This window comes from Noviherbaspirillum aerium (assembly GCF_008929045.1).
GTDB lineage: Bacteria > Pseudomonadota > Gammaproteobacteria > Burkholderiales > Burkholderiaceae_D > Noviherbaspirillum > Noviherbaspirillum aerium.
Map to the genome: position 1 here is coordinate 1 of NZ_VFAH01000030.1, position 11,581 is coordinate 11,581.

Here is an 11,581-nt window from a genome sequence, read left to right on the forward strand (position 1 = left end):
GCCAGCGAGATCGGCAGGCTCCAGCCTTGTCCGAGCCAGCCGGCATGGGGGTTGTCGGAGCAGTAGGTGCGCTGCCAGGGCAGCGGCAGGGGCGCCGGCAGGTCGAAGTCGAGTTCGGTGTCGCCTTCGAGCAGCTTGCAGCCGAACAGGGGATTGACCGGCTTGCCGACCTCCACGCAGCTCTTGCAGGCCAGGCCTTCGCCCTGCTTGACCGGTTTGGCCGGCGTGGCGGCGTCGGGCTCCGGTGCCGGCTTGCTGGTCTTTGCCGGCGGCGGCGGGACTGCCGGCGTTCTCGCTTCCGCCTTGATCGGCGGCTGCAGGGCCGGATGCTTGAGCAGGCGTGCTTCATGGGCCTGCAGCCAGCTGCCGAAACCCGGCCCCAGCCGGCTCTTGCCCAGCTCGCCCAAGAGGCGCGCCTTGCCGGCGCCGCCGCGCAGCAGCACCAGCACGATGGAGCGCAGCAGGGCGCGCACCAGCATCACATGGCCGCGCGCGAAGTTCTCCACCGCCTGCTGCATGTGGCGGGCATACGCCGTCGCATCCTCGGGCCGCTGGCGCCCGGCCTGCCAGCCATGGGCAAAGCCGCCGCCATAGGCCCTGGCCACTTCCACGGCGGCGTCGCTGATGCCCTCGGCCAGGGCCGGCAAGCCCATCAGCGTCATGACGTAGCCGGCCACCTGCAGGCCGACCGAGGCGCCGGCCATGGCGCCGGGCACGGCACCGCCGCCGCCGGCAAAGAAACCGAGCGCGGCGCCGCCTGCGCCGCCGATGACGATGCCGCCGCCCAGGTACATGGCCGATTCGGCCAGCACTTCCCACAGGCCGCTCCAGATGGCGCTCAGGTCGATGCCGTCGATCTGCTGGCGCAGCAGCAGGCGGGCGCGGGCATTGGAGTCGCTGAGGGCATGGATGACGCAGGACGAGCTGCGCAGGGTGGGACTATGGGCATGGGCCAGGCGGACGAGGTTGTCGAAGCTGGCGGAGGAAAAGGACCAGGCGGCGAGGCGCTGCTCGATGGCGACGCGCAAGGCGACTTCGGGATGCGCGGCTAGGCGCTGGTAGTCGTCGAGCAGGTGCTGGAGCTTGCGGAAGTGGGGGCTGGAGGAAGGCAGGAAGGGTGGGCTGGGGTGACTGGACATGGCGGCTGGGACTTGTCGGGAAGGAAACAAAACCAGCGCGCGATGTTAGCATCCTTTTAACATTGATGATGTTGTTTTGATAACACAGATGGGTGAACAAGACATTACGGGAACGGCGCGCCCGGCATGTCGTGGCCAGAAAGAGAAAGCTTAAACAGGAAGATGCGTCATCCGCCGATCTGGCGGAAGGGGTCGAGCGCGAGGTCGATGACGCGCCGTTCGCGGACCACGATTTCTGCGGTGGCCGTCATGCCGTAACGCAGCGGAAAGCGGGTTTCCCCGATTTCGTAATAGTCGCGCTCCAGCGCCACCCGGCCTTCATAGACCGGCTGCTTGCTCTGGGCGGAAGGCTTGGTGGCCGGCGAGATGAATTCCACGGTGCCGTTGATCAGGCCGTAACGCTGGTAGGGGAAGGCATTGAACTTGAGCTTCACTTGCAGCCCTTCGCGCAGGAAGGCGCGGTCCTGCTCGGCGATGTCGATCTTGAGGACGGGCCGCGCATTCTTGGGCGCGATGCCGCCGATCGGCGTATTGGCCTGCACCTTGTCGCCGCTTTGGGTGGAGATGACATCGGTGATCACGCCGTCGGTGGGCGCGACGATGAGCAGGAAGTTGTCCTTGTCGATGTTCTCGAAGCGGATGCGGGCGGCGGCGTCGGCGACCAGGCGGGCGGTCTGCACCTGCAGGCGCGACTTGTCCTCGGCATTGGCGATCTCGCGCAGCGCGGCATCGTACTGCAGCTGCAGCTTGGCGAGCTCCTGCCCGCTGCCTTCGATCTGGGCGCTGGCTTCGCCGAACTCCTGGCTGAGCCGGAAATTGAGTTCGCCGATCTTCGATTGCGCCACCCGCAGCGCATTCTCGGCGGCCAGCAGCGCGCTCTTCTTGCCCTCGACCTGCAGCGCCGAGACGCCGCCGCCGCCCGGCAGCGCAAACAGGCGGGCATACTTGTCCGCCTCTTCCTTGGCCACATCCCGCGCGCGGCGCGCATTGTCAAGGTTGCTGCGCGCTTCTTCGAGCTGTGCCTTCTGCCCTTCGGCCAGCTTGGAGGTGCCTTCGGCCATGCGTTTTTCATGCAGGCGCTGCGCGACTTCGATCTGCTGCTTGAGCGTGACGACGCGCCGCTCCATCAGCGCCTTGCGCTCGGGGAACTGCTTCCATTCCCGTTCCGCGTCTTCGAGCTTCAGCTGCGCTTCCAGCGCATTGGTGGCGGCTTCGATCGCGCCGCGCGCGTTCAGCCTCGCCAGCACGTCGCCCTTGGATACCGGCTGCCCTTCGGCGATGTAGAGATTGGCCAGTTCGCCGTCGACCGGCGCATACAGGCGACGCACTTCCGAGTCGGGCACCAGCGCGCCGGGCGCGGCCACCATCACATCCGCATGGCCGACGAAGGACCAGACCAGTCCGGTCAGGATCAGGCCGAGCATGGTATAGACCACCGCCTGCGTCAGCCGCCACGGCTCCGAGGCGAGAATGGCAATGCCTTCGGCGCTGTGGTCTTCGAGCGCCACCGACAGCGGCTTGAGTTGCGCTTCCTTCATTTTTCCGCTCCTCCCAGCAGGGCCAGCTTGGCTTTCACGACGCCCGGATCGAGCACCCGCTGCAATTCCATCATCGAACGCCGCTGCAGTTCGGCTTCCGCCGCGATCTCGGCCTGCAGCTTGTCCCATTGCGGCGGGTAGGCGATCTTCAGTTCCTTGTAGAGGCGCATGCCCTTGACCGCGCTGTCATTGGCTTCGGTCAACAGCCGCGCCTGCGCCCGGAACTGGCCCGACACGCCCGATTCCAGCCGCTGCGCGCCGCCGATCGAGCCGTTGTCGCGATAGCGCCGCCATTGCGCCTGGGCCCGCGTCAGCATTTCCTCGGCGCGCTTGCCGGCGCGCACGGTCAGCGCCTTGATCTCGGGTTCGATGCCGCGCAGGTACCAGGTGTCTTCTTCGCTGTCGAGCAAGGTGTAGAAGGCAAGGAGCCGCTCCTCATAGTCCTTGCCGCCGCGCGCGCGCTGCAGTTCCGCGAACTGGGCGGCGACTTCCTTCTTGTGCGCCAGCTGCCGCGCCGCCACGTCGGACCAGGGGCCGCGCGGCGCCTGTTCCAGCAGCGTGAACGCCTGGCGGGCATTGCCCTGCTGCCATGCCTGCATGACTTGCCGGTACTGTCCGATCAGGGCTTCCGGCGGCAGGCTGCCGCCCTGCATGAGCGAGCGGACATGCGCCTGGAACGGCGGCGTCGTGAAGCCGCCCTGGCTGAGCAGCGTCACCATCGGCCCGAGCTGCTGCGCCCGCATATGGCCCTGCATCGCTGAATAACGGCGCAGGTCCTGGCGCAGCGCATCCACGCCGACCAGGCGCGGATATTTTTCCGCAACATCGTTGAACACGTTTTCCAGCGCCTGCGGCCTCTCCTGCCGCAATTCCTCCCCGATGGTGGCCTTCAGCCTGTCGATTGCGGCGACATAGACGGCATTGTCGCTCTGCAGCTTGCGCAGGTGGCTGAGCGCGAGGGCATACGGCTCCTTGAATTCGGGCACCAGGCTGGCGACCCGCGCCAGCAAACGCTGGTGGGCGGCGGGGTCCTCATCCCATTGCCCGAGCAGGGTCCTGATCTGCTGTTCATCGGCAAACAGGCGGATCGGCGCTTCCAGCCCGCCGCGTCCCAGCACGAAACGCTCCAGCCGGCCGATCCAGCCGAGTTCCCGCAGCAGCGGCTGCGCTTCGTCGTTCTGCCCCGCTTCGGCACTGGCCTTGGCCAGCACGGCGTCGGCGCGGTCGTACTGCCCGGCCTGCAATGCCGACAGCCATGCCGGCACGTGCGTCTTCATCAATGCCTCGGTGGCCAGCGCCTTGAGTTCGGCATTGCCGGCATCCCTTGCCAGCGCGGCGGAGGCAATGGATGCGGCCCGGGCATGATTGCCCTCGGCCATGAGTTCCCTGACCTGCTGTTCCGATCCCGGCATCAGCAGGAAGGTGCCGCCGGCGGCGAGCGCGGCGACGACCGCCGCCGCCGCGATCCGGCCGCGCGTCCATCCCGACCTGGCTGCCTTGCCCGCATCGCGGCCCTCGCCGTGCCCGAGCGCCTTGCGCATCTCGGCCAGCATGATCCCCATGCGTCCCTGCCGCCGCTTGCCCTGCGCGGGCTGCGCCGGACGTTCCGGGTGATCGGCCGGTTCCGGCTCATCCCCGCCAGGATCGTCCTGCAAGGGCGCGGGATCGACGCAGAAAATGTTGAGAAACGAATCGGCGGAAGCAACGAAGGTGGTCTTGTCGGACGCGCTCTCATTCTCGGCGGGACGCATCGCCTTGCCGAACTTGGTGACGGTATTGTCGCTTTGCAGCTGCGCTTCCTCGATGCCGATCTTGTAGACGAAATGATGGCCGCCGAAGGCGAGCGTGTCGCCCTGCTTGAGCGGCATGGCGCGTTCGTCGAGACGCTTGCCGTTGAGGAAGGTGCCATTGGTGCTGCCGAGATCCTCGATGAAGGGCGCCCCGCTCTTGAGGAAGATGTGCGCGTGCCGCCGCGATAGGTAGTTGACCTGCTCCGGATACTGCTCCCGGTAACGCGAAAAGACGGTATCGCTCTTGCTGATCAGGAAGGGAAACTGGGTGACCACCACCGGCTGCAGCTCCGGCACACCCGATTCCGGGCTCAGCGTCACGCTGGCCAGCCGGGTGGTCTTGCGCGGCGCATTGATACGTTCGCCGATCTGCAGGCGGAACGACAGTTCGCGGCCGAAGCAGACGGTATCGCCGTCGTGCAGCATGCGCGTCTTCTGCCGGATGTCGTCGCCGTTGACGGTGGTGCCGTTCTTGCTGCCGAGATCGGCGATGTAGGCGGCGCCGTATTCGCAAAAGATGCGCGCATGCCGGCGCGACAGATCGCCGACCAGGTCGGGCGGATAGTCGACGAAGGGAGGCTCGCTGCGCCCTATCGCGAACAGGCTGTCGCGGATGCGGATCTCGGACAGCTCGGTATGGGCGAGCGGCTTGAGCACGATGCCGATGCCGGCGTCGAGCATCGTGGACATCGCGGGATCGGCCAATACGGCGGCCTCGCCGGCCAGGTTTTTTTGAGACAACATTTACTGTTCAGCCTTCCCTGCTGCACCTACTGCGATGGTCGGCCATCCGCCGCCCAGCGCCTTGTACAGCGTGACGGTATCGGACAGGATCTGCTGGTGATTGGCGAGCAGCGCCAGCTTCGCGCCCAGCAGCGAGCGCTGGGTTTCAAACACTTCAAGCTGCGACACCACGCCTTCCCGGAGCTGCCCTTCGATCTGCGCGGCCACCACATCGAGATGTTCCACCTGCTGGCGCAGTTCGTCGCGTTGGCGCTTGTGGATGTCGAGGTTGACCAGCGCATTCTCGACCTCTTCGAAAGCGCCGATCACGGTCTTGCGGTATTCCTCTTCCACCAGCTTCGATTCCGCCTCGCTGGTGCGCACCCGCGCCTTCACATTGGGGTCGAGCACCGGGAAGTTAATGCTTGGCAAAAATCCCAGCGTGAAGGTCTTGAGCAGGTCCGTCAGTGCAAAGCTGGAGCTGCCGCCGCGGCCGGTAAGGCTTACCGAAGGCAGCTGCGCCAGCTTGGCCTGTCCGGTCAGGTTGTGCGCGGCCAGCACCCGGTATTCGGCGGCCACGATGTCGGGCCGGCGCTTCAGCAGTTCCGAGGGCAGGCCATTCGGCACCGCCGGCAGATGCACCTTCTGCTGCAGGCGGCCGGCCGGCACCTTGAAGTCGCCGGCCGGCACGCCGAGCAGCGTGGCCAGCGCGTTGCCCGTCAGATCGCGGGCGCGGTTGAGTTCCAGCATGTCGTTGTTGAGGCGGTTCAGCTCGGCGCGCTGCTGCAGCACCCGGGTGTTGGGCAGCAGGCCGTTCTTGTGCATCGCCTCGTAGATCGAAAGAATCTGCCGGTTCTTCTCCAGCGCCTGCCGCTGCTGTTCGATCTGCTCGTCGAGCTGCAGGATCTGGAAATAGGAAGTCGAGACGCCCGATACCAGGTTCAGGTAACCGGCGCGCCAGTCGGCCTCGGTGGCGTTGAACTCGGCGGTCTGCGCCTGCACGCCCTTTTCCACCTTGCCCCAGATATCGAGTTCCCAGTTGACCTGGGTGCCGACATTGAAGGTCTTGCTCAGCTTCTGGCCGGTGCTCTTCTCGAAGCTGGCGCCGGCGCCGGCATCGAGGATGGGCAGCGCGCCCGCGCGCGCCTCGCCGATCTGCGCCGAAGCCACGCGGGTACGCGCCGCCAGGATCTTCACGTCGATATTGTTGGCGATCGCCTTGGTCACCAGCGCATCGAGATAGGGATCGCGGAACTCCCGCCACCAGTCGGGGCGGATGGCTTCCGCCGGCGCCACTGCTGTTGAGTTCTGCTGCGACCAGGATGCCTTCATCGGCGTTTCCGGCTGCCGGTATTCGCTCATCTTGACGTCGGCGCAGCCGCACAGCATGGCCGCGGCCAGCACTGCGGCGATGCGCGCAGGCCTGCCGAGCGCCATGTCGAGCGCAAGGAATCCGCGCGTTCCGCTTACGTTGGTTCCGATGGTTCCGATGGTTCGCATGTCGCGGCCAATTCCTTTCCTGGTGTTCATGATGGTGCCCATACACGTGATTCAACAAAGACATTGAACAGATTTGCATCCAGCTTGCCGCTGCGGCATTCGCGTCCGATCAGGTCGAGCGCCAGTTCGGCCGGCAAGGCTTTCTTGTAGGGACGGTCGCTGGCGGTCAGCGCGTCGTAGATATCGCAGATGGTGAGGATGCGGGTCTGCATGCTGATCTGATCGCCGCACAATCCCATCGGATAGCCGGAGCCGTCGAGCTTTTCATGATGGCCGTGGGCGATGCCGGGCACGGAGGAAAGATCGCGCGTCCAGGGAATCAGGATCAGGAAGGAATAGGAATCGACCACATGCGATTCGATCTGGCGCCGTTCCTCTTCGGTCAGGCAACCCTTGGAGATGCTCAGCGCGGCCGCCTCGGAGGTATCGAGCAGGCCCATCATCGCGCCGTCGAGATCGCGCACCGCATAGTCGACGATTTCCCGCAGGTCGGCCACCTCGCCGTGAGAGATGGCCGGTTCATTCGCCATGCGGATCGCATCGAGGAAGCGCGCCAGTTTGGCCGACTCCTCGCGCAGGCCTCGCTCTATCCTGCGCTTCTCCTCGCAGAACGCCGTCATGCCGAGGCGGTGTTCCATGTGCGTTTCGGCAAGCCTGCGGTAGGCTTCGCGTTCAAGACAGGCCTGCGCATACTTGAAGCGCTGTTCCAGCAGGCGCATTTCCATGTGGTGGAGTTTCTTTTCCTTGCGCAGCACATGCTCGCGCACGCCCACCTTGCCGAAGTCGTGCAGCAGCGCGGCATAGCGGATCTCCCGCACCTGGTCGCGGCTGAAGACGACGCGGCGCAGTTCCGGCATGTCGGCGCGGTCGACCGCGCAGGCCAGCCCCTCGGCATAATCGGCGACCCTGAATGAATGCCCGGCGGTGGCCGGATCGCGTTCCTCGATGGCCTGCACCGATGCGCGCACGAAACCGTCAAGCAGGCGCTCGATGTCGGAATACAGCTGGAAGTTGCGCAGCGCCACCGCCGTCTCGGCGCATACGCCGGTCAGCATCTCCAGGTCCTGCTCCTTGAAGGCATACGGATCGGAGGAGGTATCCACCTGTATCAGGCCGAGACATTCGCCCTCGAGCAGCAGGGGCACGCACATCACGCTGCGGATGGCCTGGCTGATGATCGATTCCTGCGAACCGAAATGCCTGTCCGACAAGGTATCGACCGACAGCACCGATTGCTTGTTGTTGACCACTTCATTGATGAGGGTATGCGACATGCGCACCGAGGACAGTTCGACCGGCCTGCCGTCGCGGCGGCGCACCGCTACCGGAGACGGCGCTTCATCGGCATGCTTGCGCAGCAGGATGAAGGCGCGTTCCGCCAGCGGGAACAGGTCGAAGATGAAATTCATGATCTTTTCGGTCAGCGTGGTTTCGTCGGTGACCGCGCCCAGCGCGATCCCGACCTGCGCCATCGCATGCAACTTGCGTACCGTCTGCTGCATGTCGCTCGCGCTCGCCGCCGAGCGGGCTTCCGCCGCCTCTTCCTTCAGGCTCTTGGCGTATTCGGTGGCGTCCACGGTCTTGGTGATGATGGTGGGCTGGCTGTCTTCGGCCGGCTCCAGCAGGGAATGAAACACGATCTGTACGGAGGAGACGAACAGTTCGTCGCCGTCACGCAGTGCGCGCCATGCACCCGGCGTCAATCGCGTGCCGGAAACAAAGGTGCCGTTGAAGGAATGCAGGTCTTCGATGAAATAGGTCAGGCCACGGCGGCGGATGCGCGCATGGCGGCGGCTGATGGTGTGTTCGGGAATGCAGAGGAACTGATCGTCGCCGAGCGAATCCTGCTGTTCCCGTCCGATCACGACTTCTTCCTGGAGCGGATACATGGCCGGCCCCGAGCCAACGTCGCCGATGACTTCGAGATATGCCAGCACCGCCTTGCCTGGCTGGGAGAAAGCGACTGCCTTGTCCATTTTGCTATCCAATCTGCCGGATGCCCGCGTCCGACGATCCGCAGCTGATTACAGTATCGTCAACCGGACTCAAAATAGCCAATCGCCGGACCATCGGCCTGCCGCGCAATGCAAGGCAAGCAATGCAGCGTCATGCGCGGCGCATGCCATGAACCTGTCCGAACCCGATTCGCCAGACTGGCGTTGCAAGTTGCATGCCCTGTCCGGCATGCCTGCGGACAGACTTCTGCTATCGCACCGTGACCGTGATCTTTTTCGACACGATCGGCGGCTTGTGCGGCACATGCTTGTCGTCGCCCATCAGCAGCTGCAGCGTGTGCCTTCCCGGCGGCAGCTCCACCATGGCTTCCGTCTCGCCGGCGCCGAAATGCAGGTGGTTCCGGTCCGACGGAATCTCCTGGCCGGCGGGCGGCAGCGCGGTGTCGATCAACAGGTGGTGATGGCCGGTGTTGGGATAGTTCACCCCCTTCGGCGCCACGCCCATGTTGCGCAGCCCGAACCAGACCCGGAAGGGCTTTCCGGCGGCGATGACTTCGCCGTCGTTGGGCCATCCGATATAGAGATAGGCTTCGGGGTTGGCGGGCTTTTCGTCGGCGATGGCGAGCGGCGACAACAGGCTGATCATGATTGCAATGGCACCGGCGAGCTTGTCCATGAAGGCTCCCATCAGTTCAGGTTGGTTCGAATCGTGTTGGCATGATCCCGACAATCATGTCTGCCCTGGCCGCACAGTCGGCTGCGCTGCTGTCGGCGCAGTCGGGCGCTAGCGAACAGTGATCGTGATTTTTTTCGACTGCACCGGCGGATCGTGCGGCACATGATCGCGGTCTCCCAGCATCAGCTGCAGCGTATGTTTGCCGGGAGGCAGTTCGATGCGCGCCTCGGTCTCGCCCGCGCCGAAGTGCAGGTGATTGCGGTCGGAAGGAATCGGTTCGTTCATCGACAGCGGACCGGCATCGATCAGCAGGTGATGATGCCCCACGTTCGGCAGGTCCACGCCCTTGGGCGCCACGCCCATGTTGCGCAGTCCCATCCTGACCCAGAACTTGCCGCCGTTGATGACGGTTCCGTCCTGCGGCCAGATGAAATACACCTGCGCGTTTTGCGGCGCGGGCGTTGCGGCATTCGACACGGGAAGGAAGGAGCCGCCGAACAATGCGAACGCGGCGAAGACGTATGCTCTCTGCATGCTGCACCTCTTCTTATTGAGATGACGATCCGCTCGTGCCCGATATAGGGCTCTGGCGGACGTTTGCCTTCGAAACCTGTTTCCTGCTGCCGGCCTGCCTGTGCTGATCGCCGCCGGAAGGGCACCTGCGCTTCTCGAGTAGGTTGAGCACGCCGCATGTTCCGCGCAAAATGACTGCAACACATGCTCAACACATACTGGGCACATGCTGGTGGCGGCGTCCCGATGATGCATTGCCGATGCATCGTTGATTCCCGTACAGCGTAGATCAGAACGTGCCGCGAATAGAAAGGAAAGGCACGCGCATTTGATATTAAACAGAGTTGAAGGCTCGCCGCGGCAGAAAGATAACACTGCAGACAGGTCTGGCGGGAAGTTGACGGCGCCGTCTTGATTGCATGAAGAGGTGGGCTAAGCTTGAATGGATTGCACAAGGAAAAAGCAGCCCCGAGTTCACGCAGGAAATGACAAACGGACCATGCGATGAAAGCCGATTCCCACTCCGCATGTCCGTTCCCCAAACGCAAGCACCAGGTATCAGACGTGAAGGAAATGCCGTGCCACCCAATCTTCTGACTGCATTCGTTGCCTGCCTCTTCGCCATGTCTGCCTGCGCGGCGCAAGCCGGCGTGCTGCCCAAGGACAGCGCCGAACAGTATGAGCTCACGTTCTGGGAATCGATCAAGGACAGCAATCACGCGGCCGATTATGAAGCCTATCTCCAGTCCTATCCCAACGGCAGGTTCGCGCCGCTCGCACGCGCCCGGGTGCAGCGCCTGAAGGCGCAGGCGCCCGCCGCTGCGAAGCCCGAGGCCGCGGCGGAAAAGCCCTCGGCCAAGCCGCCGCCGGCGGCGAAGACGCCCGCGGAACGCCCGCCGGTGGACAAACCGCGCACCGACACCGCCAGGCCGGCGCCGGATACGGCGGCTCCGCCGCCCAAGGCCGCCGACGCGCCGGCGCGCGAGAAACCGATGCCGCCGGTCGCCTCGGGAGAAATCAAGGATTGCCCGCAGTGCCCGGTGCTGGTGCCGGTCAAGGCGGGTACCTTCACCATGGGCAGCGCGGCGGACGATCCGTCCGAGCGGCCGCCGCATCGCGTCACGGTCAATGAGCCCTTCGCCATCGGCAAGTATGAAGTCACCGTCGAGCAGTGGGATGTCTGCACGCAAGCCGGCGCCTGCCCGCGCGTTTCAACCGACGCCACCCGTCCGCGCACATCGCCGGTGCGCGATGTCAGCTGGGAAGATGCGCAGCTGTTCGTGCAATGGCTGAGCAAGACCAGCGGCAAGAGCTATCGGCTGCCGACCGAAGCCGAATGGGAATATGCGCTGCGCGGCGGCACTTCCTCGCGCTACTGGTGGGGGGATCAGATGCAGAGCGGCAAGGCCAACTGCAAGGAATGCGGCGAGCCATGGCAGCGTGACGGCCCGGCCAATGTCGGCTCCTTCGCGCCCAATCCCTTCGGCCTGCATGACATGAACGGCAGTGTCTGGGAATGGGTGAGCGACTGCTGGCACAACTCCTACAAGGGCGCACCGGCGGATGCGCGTTCCTGGGAGGAGGCAAGCTGCCGGGTGCGCGTGATCCGCGGCGGTTCCTGGCGCGAAGGCGCGAGCTACATGCCCTCTTCCACCCGCTTCAAGTACGACGCCAGCGTGCGCCACTCGCAGAACGGCTTCCGCGTGGCGCGCGATCTGAAGTAATCCGCTGCGTGGGGCGCGCCAGC

8 protein-coding genes are annotated in these 11,581 nt (G+C 64.9%); 1 reads left to right on the forward strand and 7 read right to left on the reverse strand.

Annotated elements, in window-relative coordinates:
* The 7 genes from FH061_RS26210 to FH061_RS26240 form a co-directional block, all read right to left on the reverse strand.
* Positions 1–1,139, reverse strand: a 1,139-nt coding sequence (locus FH061_RS26210) for a DUF6861 domain-containing protein (RefSeq protein ID WP_151638785.1), incomplete at its 3' end; no start/stop codon positions are given.
* Between the two features lie 167 nt (positions 1,140–1,306).
* Entirely contained in the window at positions 1,307–2,677 is a 1,371-nt protein-coding gene (locus tag FH061_RS26215) for an HlyD family efflux transporter periplasmic adaptor subunit (protein WP_151638786.1), read from the reverse strand.
* Positions 2,674–5,211 (reverse strand): FHA domain-containing protein, encoded by a 2,538-nt coding sequence (locus FH061_RS26220; RefSeq protein ID WP_151638787.1) that lies wholly within the window; start codon positions 5,209–5,211, stop codon positions 2,674–2,676. Before FH061_RS26220 ends, FH061_RS26215 begins: the two co-directional genes overlap by 4 nt.
* Positions 5,212–6,627 carry an efflux transporter outer membrane subunit gene (locus FH061_RS26225; protein WP_151638835.1) on the reverse strand — a complete coding sequence of 472 codons (1,416 nt, stop codon included), beginning with the start codon at positions 6,625–6,627 and terminating at the stop codon, positions 5,212–5,214. It abuts the gene before it with no gap.
* An 89-nt stretch (positions 6,628–6,716) separates the two neighbouring features.
* A complete protein-coding gene (locus tag FH061_RS26230) occupies positions 6,717–8,666 on the reverse strand; it encodes an HD domain-containing phosphohydrolase (protein WP_151638788.1) in 1,950 nt (649 codons plus the stop codon).
* A gap of 229 nt (positions 8,667–8,895) precedes the next feature.
* A complete protein-coding gene (locus tag FH061_RS26235; RefSeq protein WP_151638789.1) occupies positions 8,896–9,321 on the reverse strand; it encodes a DUF4399 domain-containing protein in 426 nt (141 codons plus the stop codon).
* Positions 9,322–9,429: 108 nt separating this feature from the next.
* A complete protein-coding gene (locus tag FH061_RS26240) occupies positions 9,430–9,855 on the reverse strand; it encodes a DUF4399 domain-containing protein (RefSeq protein ID WP_151638790.1) in 426 nt (141 codons plus the stop codon).
* Positions 9,856–10,412: 557 nt separating this feature from the next.
* Between FH061_RS26240 and FH061_RS26245 the strand changes: the two genes are divergently transcribed.
* On the forward strand, positions 10,413–11,558 hold the full coding sequence (locus tag FH061_RS26245; protein WP_318841052.1) for a formylglycine-generating enzyme family protein: 1,146 nt from the start codon (positions 10,413–10,415) through the stop codon (positions 11,556–11,558).
* Positions 11,559–11,581 lie beyond the last annotated feature (23 nt).